The organism is Pseudarthrobacter sp. S9 (assembly GCF_050156545.1).
Taxonomy (GTDB): domain Bacteria; phylum Actinomycetota; class Actinomycetes; order Actinomycetales; family Micrococcaceae; genus Arthrobacter.
Genome location: NZ_CP189576.1, coordinates 1,020,168 through 1,035,720, shown reverse-complemented (window position 1 = coordinate 1,035,720; position 15,553 = coordinate 1,020,168). Strand labels below are relative to the sequence as shown.

The window sequence follows — 15,553 nt, the reverse complement described above, 5'->3', positions numbered from 1 at the left end:
ACGAAATGACCTCCATCACCACGTTCCCCGCCGAACGCACAGTTGTCCTGACCGGCGCCGCATCGGCCCGCGGCATTGGCCGCGCGGCTGCGGACCGTATGGCCAGCGAGGGCTGGTCCATCGCCATCCTGGACATCAACGCTGAGGACGCCATGGCCGCCGCCGCCGAGATCGGCTCCAACCGCGCGGTGAAGGCCGTGGGCGTAGGCGCAGACGTGTCCGACGCGGCATCCGTTGACCGGGCGATCACCGAGATCGAAGGCTCACTGCCCCCGATTGTTGCCTTGGCCAACCTGGCCGGTATCAGCTCCCCGACGACGTTCATGGAGACGACCGTGGAGGAGTGGGACAAGGTGTTTGCCATCAACATGCGCGGAACCTTCATCGTTTCCCAGCGGGTCCTCAAGGGAATGATCGAGCGCAAACTCGGGCGGATCGTGAGTATCTCGTCCATCTCTGCACAGCGAGGCGGCGGCACCTACTCCAAGGTTGCCTACAGTGCGTCCAAGGCCGGGATCATCGGGTTCACCCGCGCCCTGGCCCGTGAGGTGGGCGAATTCGGGGTCACAGTCAATGCCATTGCACCTGGCCCGATCGACACCGACATCATGGGCGGCACGCTTTCCGAGGAGCGTAAGGCGCAGATGTCGGAGGGCATCATGATGGGACGGGTCGGCACCCGCGAGGAAGTGGCGGCCTTGATCTCCTTCCTGCTTGGACCGGACTCCGGCTACATCACCGCCGCCACGTATGACATCAACGGCGGGCTCCAGGTTTCCTGACCCGTTCGCGCCCAGGTGCCCTGCCGGATTTTCCGCAGGGCGCCTGGTATTTGTTGGAGGAGCGCGGGAGTGCCACGGTCTAGGCTGGCCTCATGAGCGCCGCCCGCAGCCTGCACCCCAGCCCGCGCACGCTTGAAGTCGAGAGCCTGGCCGGCTTCGACCGGCTGGTTGCGGCCGGGGCGCGCAGCATGCAGGGCTGGCATGCCCAGTCACTGGACCTGCGCGGCCGCCGGGCAGCGCTGGACGCGATGGACGTGCAGGGTGCGATCTTCCTGGGCTGCACCTTCGACGACGGCGTGGAGGATTCGCTGCGCAGCCGGGGCGCCCTCATCTTCCCCAGGCTTGAGGCGGTGCCGTTCAACCCCTACCGCGGCCGGCTGTACACCCCGCAAGAACTGTATGCGGGAATCGCCACCTCACGCTACGAGGACACCCTGGATGCGAGGGTGTACCAGTGGAGCATCCGGCGGGGCCAGCGCCACCGCCTCGATGCGACGCTCGCCGCGGCCTTGCACGACCACTCGATCGGCGACGCCCTCGACGAGCTGACCCGCTCGAAGCTTTGCGTCGGACGCACTCTGGTCGGGGTCATGGGCGGCCACGCCGCCCGCCGCGGCTCTCCGAGCTTCGAAGAGGCCGCGCGGCTGGGCCGGCTGCTGGCCCGGAACAACCGGATGGTCGCCACCGGCGGCGGGCCGGGAACCATGGAGGCCGCGAACCTGGGTGCCTTCCTCAGCGAGGCACCGGAAAAGGAAGTCCGGCGGGGCCTGGACGACCTGGCCGCGGTCCCTTCCTTCCGTCCCTCGGTGTCGGCGTGGGCGCGCGCGGCCGCCGCCGTCGTCGAACGCTATCCGGATGGTAATCCGTCGCTGGGGATTCCCACCTGGTTTTACGGGCACGAGCCGCCGAACTTCTTCGCCACGCACGTCGCCAAGTACTTCGCCAACGCCGTCCGCGAGGCCATCCTGCTCGAGCTCTGCAACGGCGGCATCATCTTCCTGCCGGGCTCGGGCGGCACCGTGCAGGAGATCTTCCAGGACGCCTGCGAGAACTACTACGGCGCCCCGGAAACCATCACCCCCATGGTGCTGGTGGGGCAGGAGCACTGGCTGCGCCGCTTCCCGGCCTGGCCCCTGCTGCAGAGCCTCGCCTCCGGCCGGCGGATGGAAAACCGGATCTTCCTGGTCGACACCGTGGACGAAGCGCTCGCCGTGCTGGACGCCCAGCCGGGTAACTAGGCGGCTACAAGTCCTTGCGGCACTGGGCATGGCCGAGCTCGTACAGGCCGTTGAGGTCTCCGGCGGCCAGGCCGTCAGGGGCGCCGATCTCCGGGTACATGAGCTGGGCCGGGTCGTCAACGTGCTCCAGCCCCATCACGTGTCCCAGTTCGTGCAGGATCACGGCCGTGGCATAGGCTGCCCCGTCCGCCCGGTCCAGGTCTTCGGTGATCTGCGGGGCATCGAGTTCCAGGCTCCCGGTGACGAAGCTCTTGGGGCCGTCGCCGAAGCTGAAGTGGGTGCTGCCGCCGGTGCCAATCACCGGGCCCTTGAGCTGCGGGGCCTGTTCCGGCGTGGTCCAGGCGATCAGCAGCGGCGCCCACCGGTCACCGTAGGCGTCCGTCTGGTAGGGGGCGCGCGATTGCGACGGGACCTCCGTGGTGGGACCGTCGTTGATGAACTTGATTCCGGTGGCCAGCGAGATGGTCCTGATGGAGTCCTCCACGAGCCGTTCGGCGCCCTGCGGGGCCAGTCCGGCGTTGACCACGTAGTGCAGCGGGCGGCACGGCGAGTAGCCCACGGGAGTGCCGTCTTCGTTCGTGGCGAGGAACTTATACGAGGTGCTGGCGGCGGCCGGTTTCCGGGGCGTTCCGAGCGGTTTGTCCTGCTCTTCGAGTCCCGGCGGCGGGGCATCCGTGCGGGATCCGCCGGCGGGGACGCCGGGCTGCCGGGCGGCCTGCTCGGCATTCGCCTGGCCGGATGAGTTGCCGGATGAATTGCCGGATGCGTGGCCGGCGGGCCGGCCATTCGGTCCCGCGCCGTGGTTGACCTCGAAGAGCCCCACAAAGCGGGGATCGCCGTACACGAGTCCGGCCGCGAGGAACGCCGCACCGGCAATCAGGGCGGCAGTTGCGAGGTTCCTGACTATCCGCAGGGCGGTATTGGAGCGGCTGTGTCGCGGCGTGCGGTCCCGGAGATCAGGACCTTCCACTAGGCGACCACCGCGCCAAACGCCATGCCCAGCAGGTACGTCACGCCGGCGGCCCCCATGCCGATGGCGAGCTGGCGGAAGCCTCGGGTGGTGGGGGAGGTGCCGGACAGCAGCCCGACGACGCCGCCGGTGAACAGCAGCGCCAAGCCCACCAGGACGGCGCTCACCACGAGTGCCGCCAGTCCGGTGATGCCGAGGAGGAAGGGGATGATCGGCACGATCGCGCCGGAGGCGAAGAAGCAGAAGCTCGACGCCGCCGCGCTCCAGGCGGTGCCGACCGCCTCGTGCTGGTCCGGGGTCTCGGGCAGTTCCGGCCGCAGTGACAGGCTCGGATCGCAGTCGCAGTCCAGCAGGCCCATCCGCTCCGCGACGCGGTGTTCGGCCGCCTCCCGGGACATTCCCCGGGCCAGGTAGACGAGCAGGAGCTCATTGTGTTCGATATCCAGGGACGGCGCCGCGGCCAGGGTGATCTGCGTCGGGCGGGTCGCGGCCAGGAGTTCCCGCTGCGAACGCACGGAAATGAACTCCCCGGCGCCCATGGACAGCGCCCCAGCCAGGAGCCCCGCCACGCCGCTGAGGAGGACCACGTGGCTCCCGACCCCCGAGGCGGCCATGCCCATGACCAGGGACAGGTTGCTGACCAGCCCGTCGTTGGCACCGAAAACAGCAGCCCGGAACGTTCCGGCCAGCCGGTTCCGGCCCCGGGTGGCAAGACCGCGGACCACTTCCTCGTGGATCTGTTCGTCGGCGACCATCGCGGGGGTGGCGGTCGGGTCAGTGGCGTACGGCGAGCGGCTCTCGGCCCGCTGCGCCAGGGCCAGGACGAACACCGAGCCGATGTGGCGCGCCAGGAAACCCAGGAACTGGCTCCGGAGCGAGGCATGGCGGGCCCTGCCGGCGTGTTCGCCCAGCAACGCGAGCCAGTGCGCCTCGTGGCGTCCCTCGGCCTCGGCCAGCGCGAGCAGGATGGCGCGCTCTTCACCGCTGCGGTTCTGCGCCAAGTCACGGTAGACGGCGGCCTCAGCGCGCTCGTCGGCGAGATACTGGCGCCAGCGCTTGATGTCCGCGGCACTCGGTGCCGGGGCCGCATGACGGGATGCGGCAGCGCCGTGATCGGGGCGATGGTCCGGGTGATCCTGATCCGAGTGGCTTTGATCGGAGTGGTTTTGGTCCGAGTGGTTTTGGTCAGATGGGGCGTGCTGAGACACGAAGGCTCCTGGGCTTGATAGGGCATGGTTCGGCCCCATTGCAGCTCCAAGCCTACCCTCGTTTTACGCTGAATTTCGGCCGGTATTCCTCGCCCGGAAGTTTAGGCGGCCCTCAAAATATGCGGTCCGGCTCGGGCGTTCGCCGCCGTCCAGGCGCCGGCTATTGACCGTCGATGTTCCCGGTGCTCTGATGATTGTCAGGGAAGGTCTTCCCGTATCCCGGCCCTTGGCCGCTCAACCAGACACGGAGGTTGCATCATGGACACCACCGGATCACACGCCACCCAGCCCGAACGGGACACAGTCGAGTCCGATCCCGCCTATGACTTTGCCGAGGACGCTCCGGTTGACGAGGACTGGGCTGAGGAGGACGGGGAGGCCACCGAAGGGGAGTTCGTCGACGCCGAGGAACGGGTGGTGCCCTTGGACGCGGACGAGTTCCGTGAGCCGGAGGACACGGACTAAGCGGGCCAATGACAGGCCCGTTACGCGCCGATCGTCGCCGTCAACGGCCAACGCCACCGCAGCAGGACGGCGGCGCTTCCCTGTAGGGAGGCGCCGCCGTCGTACGTCACGGGCAGTCCGGGCTAGAGTGGGGCAGCAGGGTCCCTACGTGGCGACGGAGTCGACACGAAAGGGCCTGCCCCAATCTCTACCGGGAAGGAACCATCACTGGCTCTTCGACGGATGCCTGGCCGGCGACGCGCCGGTACCAGTTCTTCATGACGTGCGCGTCGGTGGGTTTGGTCAGCAGAGACACCACCACGTAGACAACGGCGGAGGCGATCAGGCCGTAGTAGATCGGTTCGTTCGCGTAAATGCCGTCCAGCGGGGCAGCGGCGTTGATCTCCAGCGTGATCATGGTGCCGAGCGTGATGACCGAGCCGACCGCCATGGAGGCGGCGGCGGCCACGCCGGTGCCGCGCTTCCACACCAGGCCGCCGAGGATGGCGACGAGGAGGCCGACCACGAGGATGTCGTAGGCGATGGTGAGGGCAGCCACAACGTCCGTGGTGATGATGGCAATGACGATCGCCACCACGCCCAGGCCCAGGACCCACATGCGGTTTGCCTTGACGTCGTGCTCGGGGTTGTCGGTGTCCTCCGTGTTGATGTTCTTGCCGAACCAGCTGGCGACGAAGGGGAGGACGTCGGCGCGTGCCACTGTCGCGGCGGCGATCAGCGCACCGGAGGCGGTGGACATCATTGCGGCTACGGCCGCGGCGAGCACCAGGCCGCCGATTCTGATCGGAAGCAGGTCTGGATGCCGATGCCGTCGATCTGGAAGATCTTCAGCTTCTGGATGGTGCCGGCGAAGAGCAGGCTGAGCAGCAGCACGCCGGAGCCGATCGCGACCACGAGCCACATGCCGGAGATGCCGAACTTGTAGCCCAGGCCCACGCCGCCGACGGTCGAGGCGCCGCCGAGGACGACGGCGGCCATGGTGCCGGTGTAGAGGAACGGGCCGAGCCTGCGGCCGGCGACCAAAAAGTCGCTATTGTTCTTGGTGCGGGATTTGCCCCACCACCCGAACGCCAGCATGGCGGCCAGGTACACCACCACAATGGCGATGTTGACGAAACGTGCGTCCATAGAAGGCTCCTTGGCCGTGACAACAGTACGCGCGGCAATTCGGCTGCTACTTGACGGTGTGTTGGAGGAGGATGCCCCTGGGCAATCTCGGGCGATTGCCTAATAGGCAACACTTGTTGCCAATTAGAGTATGTTGTGATCCCGGTAACAGTCAAGACGCATTCCGCGCCGCAGCCGCTTCAGGCGTGACTGGACCCCGATCCGGCTAGGATTGCTCCAATGATGGGGCCAAGCGGCCGGCCGTGAAAGGTTCCTAAATGAAGGCTCTACCAGTTGAACCGAGCAACGTTCCCGTTGCCATCGGTTCCCGGATCCGTGCCGCGCGGCAGTCGCAGCGGCTCACCATAGAACAGGTCGCCGATGCCACCGGGCTGACCAAGGGCTTCCTCAGCCGGGTCGAGCGGGATCTCACCTCACCCTCGGTCGCCTCCCTGGTGACGCTGTGCCAGGTGCTTTCCATCTCGATCGGTGATCTTTTTGCCGCACCGGAAACCCACCTCACCAAGAGCAATGAAGGTCCCCGGATCTCGCTCGGCGGAGAGGGGATCGTGGAGCGGCTGTTGACTGCCCGCTCCGAACGCCGGGTCCAGATCATCCAGGCGGTGATCGACCCCCGGGGCCGTGGCGAAGCCGAACTGTACGCCGTGGACTGCGACGTCGACGTGCTGCATGTGGTCAAGGGCAGCATTCGGCTGATCCTCACCAACGAGGAGTTCGAACTCCACACCGGGGACACTGTCACGTTCCCGGGCCGGGAACCGCACACCTGGGTCAACCCCACGGACGACGCCGTCGAGGTGCTGTGGGTGCTGGTGCCGGCCGCCAGCCGCTAGGGCAGCGGCGCAGTGACCAGTCCGGGCCGTCCGGAAACAACAGCCGTCCGGAAACAGCCATCCGGAAACATAAGGAACGAGTCGTCATCCGGCCATCGTTCAGCTCAGCTTCAACGGGGGAATCCATGAATCAACGCAAGATCGTCTTTCTGTCACTGGCACTCGCAGCCGCCATCGCCGCCGCGCTGGGCGTAACCTCGTGCGCCGCAGGTGGTCAGCGGGCCGCCGGAGACCAGGGCACGGGGTCTGCCACCCCGGCCGCTTCGGCAGCGTCTCCGGCGCAGCAGGCCTCCGCTCCGGCCGGCGCGGCATCCGCTTCTGCCGCTCCGCCTCCTGCCACCCCGACGGCGGCGAAGCCTACGGGCAGCACGGCGCCTGTGGCCGGAGTGAAATCCTTTACCTTCCCTGACGGGCATCTGTCCTTCTCGTACCCGAGTGACTGGTCCATCCGGGTGGTGGAGTCCGCGGCCCCTGGCGCCACTCCCGGCCGCCCGGACGGCGTGCGGGCCGTTCTTGCCGACGCCACCGGTAACGAGCTGGCGTCCGTCACGAGCGGCACCTACGCCGGTGGCGCAACCGGGCCGGTGCTCCGCACGGTCTTGGACACCGCACCGGTGCCGGGACTCAAGGATGCGGCCGGCGAGCAGCTTTCCTTCGGGTTTGCCTTTGATTCCTTCGCTGACCAGCCGGACTTCCATATGGGAGTGCGCCGGGACCGCGATTTCCAGCCTTCGCTCCCCGACGCCGGCTATTCCCAGGTCCAGATGCCGAACGGCGCCGCCGAGGCCAAGGTCATCTTCGGCAGTCCGGCTTTCGCCTCCGTCGAGGCCGCCAAGGCGTGGATGACCACGGAGCAGTACAGCCAGCTGAAGCGGCTGCTGTTTAGCCTTAAATACAGTTGAGCCTTAAATACAGTGAGCCTTAACTTCAGCTGAGGCCAGGCGGGCGGGCAGGGGACGTGCGCCGGCCCGCCCGCCCGCCCGGGTGCCGGGCGTGGTGAGATGTGCGTCACATGCTGCTAACAGGCCGGACACGACGATTTAATTCCCGGGCCTTCCTCGTAACGTGGGCGCAAAGGCAGAAGAGCCTGACTGAAACATGCCGTGGGTAGCGTCATCTGCGGAGACGTGCAACAGTCCCGCAGTTGAAATGGTCTCGCCGATTCGGCGCCGTCGGAGCGCCATCACTCGAGGAAGGCTCCCGCAATGAACTTGTCTGTGCTTGCAGTAGGACTTGCAGCAGGAATGGAAGTAGATCCCCAGGCTCTCGATCCTGGTGCGACGGCGTGGATGCTTGCAGCTTCCGCCCTCGTCCTCCTTATGACTCCCGGTCTCGCGTTCTTCTACGGCGGCCTCGTGAGAATGAAATCCGTCCTGAACATCATGATGATGAGCTTCGGCGCCATGGGCGTCGTCGCCGTCGTCTGGGCCCTATGGGGCTACGGCATGGCGTTCGGACCCGACACCCTCAGCGGATTCGTCGGCGATCCCTTCGCCAACTTCGGCCTGACCGGACTCACCAGCAGCATCGGCGGCAAGGCCGCGGGCCTGCCGGACATGGTGTTCATCGGTTTCCAGGCCACCTTCGCCATCATCACCGTCGCGCTCATCAGCGGGGCGGTGGCAGAACGTGTCCGGTTCGGCCCCTGGCTCCTCTTCGCCGCGCTGTGGGTCACACTCGTCTACGCGCCGATCGCCCACTGGGTCTGGGGCGGCGGGATCTTCGGGGCTGACGGCATCGTTGGCAGCAAGATTTCGGCCCTCGACTTCGCCGGCGGCACCGTCGTGCACATGAACGCCGGCATCGCGGGCCTGATGCTGGCGGTGGTGCTGGGCAAGCGGCTCGGCTTCATGAAGGACCCCAATATCCGGCCGCACAACCTGCCATTCGTGATGCTCGGCGCGGGTCTGCTGTGGTTTGGCTGGTTCGGGTTCAATGCCGGCTCGGAACTTGCCGCCGACGCCACGGCAGCCCTGGCCTGGACCAACACGCTGATGGCCACCAGTGCCGCGCTGCTCGGCTGGCTGCTGGTGGAACGGCTCCGTGACGGGCATGCCACGTCCCTCGGTGCCGCCTCGGGCGCGGTGGCGGGCCTGGTGGCCGTCACTCCGGCCTGCGGGTTCATCGACCCGGTCGGCGCCATCCTCATCGGCACGATCGCGGGGGCCGTCTGCGCGCTCGCCGTCGGGCTGAAGTTCAAGATCGGCCTGGATGACTCCCTGGATGTCGTGGCCGTGCACTTCGTCGGCGGCCTGTGGGGGACGCTGTCCCTGGGATTCTTCGCACTCCCTTCCGCCAAGACCGAGGGCGGACTGTTCTACGGCGGCGGCCTTGCCCAGTTCTGGCCGCAACTGCTCACCGCGCTCATTGTCACCGTCTGGAGTGCCGTCATGACCACGCTGATCGGCTTCGCGATCCACAAGACCATGGGCATGAGGGTGTCCGAGGCCGATGAACTCTCCGGCATCGATGTGACCGAACACGCGGAAACGGCGTATGAGCTCCTGATGGTCGGGGGCAGTTTCCACCCCGGCGATCCGCATGGCAAGGCTGTTCCCTCAGAGATGCAAACGGATAGCCGGCCGGAAGGCCAGCCGGAGGGCGAGCCCGTCCGCGGCAAGGTCTCGACATGAAGCTCGTGACGGCCGTTGTGCGGCCGGAAAGGGTCGACGCCGTCAGTGCCGCCCTGGAGCGGTTCGGGGTCAACGGCCTGACGGTGAGTCAGGCCAGCGGCTACGGCCGGCAGCGGGGCCACACGGAGGTGTACCGGGGTGCCGAATACAGCTCCGACCTGCTGCCCAAGGTCAGGCTGGAGGTGCTGGTCAACGAGGACGCCCTGGATGGTGTCGTGGCCGCCATTGAAGAGGGCGCGCGCACGGGCCGCTTCGGCGACGGCAAGATCTGGACCATCGACGTCCGAGACGCGGTCCGCGTCCGGACGGGGGAGCGGGGCGCCTCGGCCATCGCCTAAACGGATGGCGCCGGGAGTCGTTGGTAAACAGATGATGCGCAATACGAAACTTCGAGTGTATGATGGCTGTCACACCCGTCGGTCAATCCTCGAAGGAGAGGCTTTCTTTTGGAAGAGCTGCGCATCGAGGCCAATGGCAACCTTGGCCCCATCGATTCATCCCGTATCCCGCGCTACGCAGGAGCTGCCACCTATGCGCGCCTGCCGCGGCTGGACCAGGTGGCCAAGGCCGACGTTACGGTGGTCGGCGTGCCGTTTGACTCCGGCGTCTCCTACCGCCCCGGCGCCCGCTTCGGCGCCAACCATGTCCGCGAAGCCAGCCGGCTGCTGCGCCCGTACAATCCGGCCTGGGACGTCAGCCCCTTCGAAAACGTCCAGGTGGCGGACGCGGGCGACATGGCGGTCAACCCGTTCAACATCAATGAAGCGATCGAAACCATCCAGCAGAACGCCCTGGACCTGACCGCCTCCGGCAGCAAGCTGCTGACCCTCGGCGGGGATCACACCATTGCCCTTCCGCTGCTGCGCGCCGCCGCCGAGCGCGCCGGTGAGCCCGTGGCCATGCTCCACTTCGACGCGCACCTGGACACCTGGGACACGTACTTCGGCGCCGAGTACACCCACGGCACGCCCTTCCGCCGCGCCGTCGAGGAAGGCATCCTGGACACAGAGGCCATCAGCCACATCGGCACCCGAGGCCCGCTCTACGGCAAGAAGGACCTCGACGACGACCACCGCTTCGGCTTCGGCATCGTCACCTCCGCGGACGTCTATTACCAGGGCGTGCTGGAGACGGTGGCCAAGGTCCGCGAGCGGATCGGCAACCGCCCGCTCTACATCTCGGTGGATATCGACGTCCTGGATCCGGCGCACGCGCCGGGCACAGGCACGCCGGAAGCCGGCGGCATCACAAGCCGCGAACTTCTGGAAATCATCCGCGGCTTCCGCGGCATGAACCTGGTGGGCGCCGACGTCGTCGAGGTGGCCCCCGCCTACGACCACGCCGACATCACCGGTGTGGCGGCCAGCCACGTCGCCTATGAACTGGTCACCCTGATGGCGGACCGCGCCGTGGCGGGGGACAGGTTCGGCACGCCGAACGGCTACGCCGCCCAAGCCCTCGGCCAGGAATCCCGCCGCCCGGCCGGATTTGCCGCCTCTTCAGTCCAGCCCGCCGGAACCGGCCGGGCAGCCGTTGAGGAGTTCTCCAAGTGATCGATTTCGATCCCGGCGCAGAAGCTGCTACCGCAGGAACAAATGCAGGCACCGGCGTGCGCAACGGCGGGGACCTTGTCGTCGAGACCCTTGAGGCGCTGGGCGCCAAGACCGTCTTCGGCATCCCGGGCCAGCACGCCCTGGGCCTCTTCGACGCGATGGGCCGCGGGAACCTGCACTTCGTGTCCTCCCGGGTGGAGAACAACTCCGCCTTCGCGGCGGACGGCTATTCCCGCGCCACCGGCGAAGTCGGCGTCCTCTTCCTCTCCACCGGCCCGGGCGCCCTGACCTCCCTGGCCGGGCTGCAGGAAGCCTACGCCACGGGCGTCCCCATGGTGGTGGTGGCGAGCCAGATCCCGCTCGAGGGGCTCGGCGCGCGCCGCAAGGGCATGCTGCACCAGCTCGATGACCAGAAGGCCTCGGCCGCGAACGTCACCAAGAGCCAGCGGCTGATCCAGCACGCCTCCGGCATCCCCTCGGCCATCCAGGACGCCTGGACCGAGGCGATCTCCTCGCCGCAGGGCCCCGTGTGGCTGGAAATCCCGCAGAACGTCCTGCTGGACCCCATCATGGTGCCGCCGGTGGAGGACGCCCTCGCCGAAGCGGCGGACAACCCTCCCCGGGTGGAGCTGATCCGGGAGGCCGTGAAGTGGCTCTCGACGGCGGAACGTCCCGCCATCATCGCCGGCGGCGGCACCCGCCGCGGCCGGGCCGAGAAGTCGCTGCTCTCCATCGCGGAAAAGCTGCGCGCGCCGGTGATCTGCACGCCCGGCGGCAACGGCGCGTTCCCGTGGAACCATGAACTCTCGCTCCAGTCCTGGATCGAGGACCAGCACATGACGGAGCTGCTCGAAGACGCCGATGTCCTGATCGTCATCGGCTCCTCCCTGGGCGAGGTCACGTCCAACTACTTCACCTTCGAGCCGCGCGGCCGGATCATCCAGATCGACGCCGAACCCCGCGTCCTCGAATCCAACCGGCCCGGTCTGGGCATCCGCGCCGACGCCGGCCAGGCCCTGGCCGCCTTGGACGCCGCCCTGACGGAACCGCACGGCGAACGCGCGGACTGGCACGGGACGTCGCCCGAGGAGCTGATCGTCGAATCGCTGGCCAAGGTCAAGGCCCGGCTCGAATCCCAGGACCTCGGCAAGGAACTGAAGTTCATGGCGGACATCCGCGAGGCCGTTCCCGCGGACATGCAGACGTTCTGGGATATGACGATTTCCGCCTACTGGGCCTGGAGCTGCTGGGACGCCCGCGAGGGCCAGTTCCACTCCGCCCAGGGCGCCGGCGGGCTGGGCTTCGGCTTCCCCGCGGCGATCGGCGGCGCGGTCGGCCTGGAAACCACCAGTGCACCGGGTGGACCGGCGCGGGTACTGGCCGTCTCCGGGGACGGCTCGGCGATGTACTCCATTTCCGAGCTCGCCACGGCCAAGCAGCACAACGTCCCGGTCACCTGGCTGATTGTGGACGACGGCGGTTACGGCATCCTGCGCGAGTACATGGTGGGGGCCTTCGGCAAGGCCACGGCCACCGAGCTCGCCCGGCCCGATTTCGTCAAGCTCGCCGAGGCCTTCGGGGTCACGGCCACCCGGGTTGCCCCCGAGGACGTCGGGGACGCCCTGAGGGCGGGCTTCGCCGCGGACGGCCCGAACGTCGTCGTCGTCGAAACCCTGCTCAAGATGTTCGGCCCCACCCACCTGGGCACCTAAACAGGCCCGTACCGCGCAGAACTCTCCCGCACAGACCTCTCCCGTACCGCCAAGCGCGGACCGCAGCATCTTCCCTCACGGCACAAGTGAGATGGGCGCTGCCGGTCCGCGCTTGGCGTTTAAGCGCCCCTGCCGGCGTCGTCCGGCCACCCGCCCCTGCCGGCGTCGTCCGGCCACCCGCCCCTGCCGGCGTCGTCCGGCCACCCGCCCTTGCCGGCGTCGTCCGGCCACCCGCCCTTGCCGGCGTCGTCCGGCCACTGCCCCGCAGATTAGTTTCCCGAAGTAACCAATTTGGTATATAGTTGCCTTGGGCAAACAAAAAGGGGCGTCCGTCATGTCAGTTGAATCAAACGCTGCTAAATCAAACGCTGCAGCCAAACTCGTGTACCAGATCTTCGATCTCCAGCGCGCCGTCCGGTGCGTCGCCGCGGCCAGCCTGCGCGGGCAGGATACCGGGTTCGCGCTGCAGGGCGTGCTCCGCTTTGTGGGGGAGGGCGAATCCCGGGCCACGCACCTTGCGGAGCGGCTCGGCGTCAGCGCCCCTGTCCTCAGCCGGCACATCGCCGAACTGGAGGAACACGGATATGTCGTCCGCAGGCCGGATCCGGAAGACGGGCGCGCGCAGCTGATCGCCCTGTCCCCGTCCGGGGCGGAGAAACTCCGGGTCATCGAGGACCAGCGCACCACTTCCCTCCAGGGCCTGCTGCAGGACTGGAGCGAGGACGACGTCGAACTGACGGCGCGCACCCTCAAGAAACTTGCTGAGTCCCTCAGGACTTCAGCCCGGGCAACGACGGCCGGATCCACGAACACGACCGAAATTGTTGAGGAGTAGACATATGGCTAGCCACGCTGCCGCCACAGGGCCGACCCCGGCCCCGTCCCACACACCGCCGGGTGCCCCACGCGCACCCCAGCCCGCCGCACAGCCGGCGGCGATGACCCACCGCCAGATCATGGAGGCCCTCACCGGGCTGCTGGCCGCGTTCTTCACCGCGATCCTGAGCAGCACCATCGTGGCGAACGCACTGCCGACCATCATGTCCGAGCTCAAGGGCACTCAAACCGACTTTGCCTGGGTGATTACGGCGGCGCTGCTGGCCAACGCCGCGACCACGCCGATCTGGGGCAAGCTGGCAGACCTCTTCGACAAGAAGGTCCTCGTCCAGCTGAGCATCGTGATCTTCGTGGCCGGCTCCGTGATGGCAGGCCTTTCCGAAACCATCCCGCTGCTGCTGACCGCCCGCGTCATCCAGGGCATCGCCATGGGCGGGCTCACCGCCCTGGCCCAGGCCATCATCGGATCCATGATCCCGCCGCGTGACCGTGGAAAATACTCCGGCTACATGGGCGGCGTCATGGCCGTGGGTACTGCCGGCGGCCCGCTGCTGGGCGGATTCATCGTGGACAGCCCGCTGGGGTGGCGCTGGACCTTCTTCGTCTGCGTCCCGCTCGCCGTCGTCGCACTCATCCTGCTGCAGATCACCCTGAAGATCCCGCACATCAAGCGCCCGGCCAAGATCGACTGGCTCGGTTCGATCCTGCTGACCTCCGGCGTCAGCCTGCTGCTGATCTGGGTTTCCTTCGCAGGCAACCCCGACTACTACGACTGGTGGTCCTGGCAGACGGCTGCCATGGTAGGCGGCGGCGTGCTGCTCCTGGGCCTGCTGGTTGTCGTGGAATCCCGGGTGGCCCAGCCCATCATCCCGCTCAAGATCATCTCCGAGCGCACCACCGCCCTCGCGATCCTCGCCTCGGTGGCTGTCGGCGTCGGCATGTTCGGCTCCTCGACGTTCCTTGGCCAGTACTTCCAAGTGGCACGCGGCGCGACCCCCACCGAGGCGGGCCTGCTGACCCTGCCCATGATCGCGGGCAATCTGATCGGTTCCGTGGCGTCAGGCATGCTCATCAGCCGCACCGGAAAGTGGAAGCGCTACCTGATCGCAGGCGCGGTCCTGCTGATCGGCGGCCTGGGCCTCGCGGGAAGCATGGACCACACCACCGAACTGTGGCTGACCGGCATCTACACCGCCATCCTCGGCATCGGGCTTGGACTGCTGATGCAGAACCTGGTCCTCGCGGTCCAGAACACCGTGCGGGCCACGGATATCGGCACGGCCAGTGCGTCGGTCGCATTCTTCCGCTCCGTGGGCGGCGCGATCGGAGTCTCGGTGCTCGGCGCCGTGCTGGGCAACCGCGTCAAGGAGCTCGCGGTGGAAGGGCTCGCTGCCGCCAACATCCCCGTCCCGGCGGGGTCCTCCGGCGCCAGCATGGACCTCAACGACATGCCGGCACCGATCCGCGACATCATGCGCGCCGCCTACGGTGACGCGATAGCCCAGATCTTCCTGATCTCGGCAATCATCGGCATCTTGGCGCTCGTGGCGATCCTCTTCATCAAGGAACAGCCCCTGCGGCGCACCGTTGACATCCGTCCGGAACCCGCCGAACGCGACGCCGGCGCCGGCCTGAGCTCCGCCGGGGTCGGCATGGCCGGGTCGTCCGGGGCATCGTCGGGGGTCCCGGTGGCACGGACCGGGATCGTGGACCTTGACCGGGAATTCATCGAGATCCTCATGAGGCAGCGCGCCAATGAATCCAGGTTCCCGGACGCTGCTCGGCCGGGCGCCGGGCGGCCGGGGGCGGGTCAAATGAGCACGGGCCAAATGAGCACGGGCCAGCCGGCCGCAGGCCAACCGGAGTCCAGCGCGGACCGCGCGGCCGACCGGGAAGGTGCCAGGCTGCGCGCCCGCACCCTGGTGGCCGATGCGCGCTCCGAAGCCGCCGACGTCGTGCCTGTCCTGCTGCAGACCCAGCAACTGCTGGCAGAGCAGCAGCTTCAGCTGGCCGAGGCGCTGCGCGCCGTTTACGAGCAAGCGGCAGAGCAGCGTGCGATTGCTGCCGAACAGGCCCGGATCAGCGACGAGCTCACGGTCCTGCGCCGGCAGCTCGCGAAGGAACGGAAGCTGCAGCGCGCCGCCGCCGACTACATCGCAACGCACGGCCGGCACCTGCCCGAGTAGCCCCGGCC

General features: G+C 67.7%; 13 protein-coding genes and 1 pseudogene. 11 read left to right on the top strand and 3 right to left on the bottom strand.

Translation table 11 applies throughout. From position 1 onward, the window contains the following. Window positions 1–5: 5 nt before the first annotated feature. Entirely contained in the window at window positions 6–782 is a 777-nt protein-coding gene (locus tag ACQCSY_RS04820) for an SDR family NAD(P)-dependent oxidoreductase (RefSeq protein WP_427133639.1), read from the top strand. A 92-nt stretch (window positions 783–874) separates the two neighbouring features. Next, entirely contained in the window at window positions 875–2,020 is a 1,146-nt protein-coding gene (locus tag ACQCSY_RS04815) for an LOG family protein (protein ID WP_427133637.1), read from the top strand. Window positions 2,021–2,024: 4 nt separating this feature from the next. Here ACQCSY_RS04815 and ACQCSY_RS04810 read toward each other — a convergent pair whose 3' ends face one another. Further along, window positions 2,025–2,990, bottom strand: coding sequence for a matrixin family metalloprotease (locus ACQCSY_RS04810; RefSeq protein ID WP_427133635.1), 966 nt, complete (start codon window positions 2,988–2,990; stop codon window positions 2,025–2,027). Then, complete coding sequence (locus ACQCSY_RS04805; RefSeq protein ID WP_427133633.1) at window positions 2,990–4,198, bottom strand: VIT1/CCC1 transporter family protein; 1,209 nt, start codon at window positions 4,196–4,198, stop codon at window positions 2,990–2,992. Before ACQCSY_RS04805 ends, ACQCSY_RS04810 begins: the two co-directional genes overlap by 1 nt. Window positions 4,199–4,456: 258 nt before the next feature. Here ACQCSY_RS04805 and ACQCSY_RS04800 point away from each other — a divergent pair, with 258 nt between their 5' ends. Then, a complete protein-coding gene (locus ACQCSY_RS04800) occupies window positions 4,457–4,663 on the top strand; it encodes a hypothetical protein (protein ID WP_427133631.1) in 207 nt (68 codons plus the stop codon). A gap of 187 nt (window positions 4,664–4,850) precedes the next feature. Here the strand turns inward: ACQCSY_RS04800 and ACQCSY_RS04795 are convergent. Next, a pseudogene (locus ACQCSY_RS04795) lies at window positions 4,851–5,791 on the bottom strand (sodium:solute symporter family transporter). Between the two features lie 257 nt (window positions 5,792–6,048). On the opposite strand from ACQCSY_RS04795, the gene ACQCSY_RS04790 reads away from it, so the two are divergent. The 8 genes from ACQCSY_RS04790 to ACQCSY_RS04755 all read left to right on the top strand — a co-directional run bounded on the left by ACQCSY_RS04790 (window position 6,049) and on the right by ACQCSY_RS04755 (window position 15,545). Then, a complete protein-coding gene (locus tag ACQCSY_RS04790) occupies window positions 6,049–6,624 on the top strand; it encodes a helix-turn-helix domain-containing protein (RefSeq protein ID WP_427133629.1) in 576 nt (191 codons plus the stop codon). A 125-nt stretch (window positions 6,625–6,749) separates the two neighbouring features. After that, on the top strand, window positions 6,750–7,526 hold the full coding sequence (locus ACQCSY_RS04785; RefSeq protein WP_427133627.1) for a hypothetical protein: 777 nt from the start codon (window positions 6,750–6,752) through the stop codon (window positions 7,524–7,526). A gap of 342 nt (window positions 7,527–7,868) precedes the next feature. Next, window positions 7,869–9,257 carry an ammonium transporter gene (locus ACQCSY_RS04780; RefSeq protein ID WP_427133625.1) on the top strand — a complete coding sequence of 463 codons (1,389 nt, stop codon included), beginning with the start codon at window positions 7,869–7,871 and terminating at the stop codon, window positions 9,255–9,257. Continuing rightward, window positions 9,254–9,595, top strand: coding sequence for a P-II family nitrogen regulator (locus ACQCSY_RS04775; protein ID WP_427133624.1), 342 nt, complete (start codon window positions 9,254–9,256; stop codon window positions 9,593–9,595). The genes ACQCSY_RS04780 and ACQCSY_RS04775 overlap by 4 nt, the downstream gene beginning before the upstream one ends. A 108-nt stretch (window positions 9,596–9,703) precedes the next feature. Then, complete coding sequence (gene speB / locus ACQCSY_RS04770) at window positions 9,704–10,810, top strand: agmatinase (protein ID WP_427133622.1); 1,107 nt, start codon at window positions 9,704–9,706, stop codon at window positions 10,808–10,810. Beyond that, window positions 10,807–12,522, top strand: coding sequence for a thiamine pyrophosphate-binding protein (locus tag ACQCSY_RS04765; RefSeq protein WP_427133620.1), 1,716 nt, complete (start codon window positions 10,807–10,809; stop codon window positions 12,520–12,522). Before speB ends, ACQCSY_RS04765 begins: the two co-directional genes overlap by 4 nt. A 334-nt stretch (window positions 12,523–12,856) precedes the next feature. Next, a complete protein-coding gene (locus tag ACQCSY_RS04760; RefSeq protein ID WP_427133618.1) occupies window positions 12,857–13,357 on the top strand; it encodes a MarR family winged helix-turn-helix transcriptional regulator in 501 nt (166 codons plus the stop codon). A 4-nt stretch (window positions 13,358–13,361) separates the two neighbouring features. Further along, on the top strand, window positions 13,362–15,545 hold the full coding sequence (locus ACQCSY_RS04755) for an MDR family MFS transporter (RefSeq protein WP_427133617.1): 2,184 nt from the start codon (window positions 13,362–13,364) through the stop codon (window positions 15,543–15,545). Window positions 15,546–15,553 lie beyond the last annotated feature (8 nt).

Coding starts and splice junctions, on each gene's coding strand:
- ACQCSY_RS04820 (WP_427133639.1), top strand. CDS start 6: ATGACCTCCATCACCACGTTCCCCGCCGAACGCACAGTTGTCCTGACC.
- ACQCSY_RS04815 (WP_427133637.1), top strand. CDS start 875: ATGAGCGCCGCCCGCAGCCTGCACCCCAGCCCGCGCACGCTTGAAGTC.
- ACQCSY_RS04800 (WP_427133631.1), top strand. CDS start 4,457: ATGGACACCACCGGATCACACGCCACCCAGCCCGAACGGGACACAGTC.
- ACQCSY_RS04790 (WP_427133629.1), top strand. CDS start 6,049: ATGAAGGCTCTACCAGTTGAACCGAGCAACGTTCCCGTTGCCATCGGT.
- ACQCSY_RS04785 (WP_427133627.1), top strand. CDS start 6,750: ATGAATCAACGCAAGATCGTCTTTCTGTCACTGGCACTCGCAGCCGCC.
- ACQCSY_RS04780 (WP_427133625.1), top strand. CDS start 7,869: ATGGAAGTAGATCCCCAGGCTCTCGATCCTGGTGCGACGGCGTGGATG.
- ACQCSY_RS04775 (WP_427133624.1), top strand. CDS start 9,254: ATGAAGCTCGTGACGGCCGTTGTGCGGCCGGAAAGGGTCGACGCCGTC.
- ACQCSY_RS04760 (WP_427133618.1), top strand. CDS start 12,857: ATGTCAGTTGAATCAAACGCTGCTAAATCAAACGCTGCAGCCAAACTC.
- ACQCSY_RS04755 (WP_427133617.1), top strand. CDS start 13,362: ATGGCTAGCCACGCTGCCGCCACAGGGCCGACCCCGGCCCCGTCCCAC.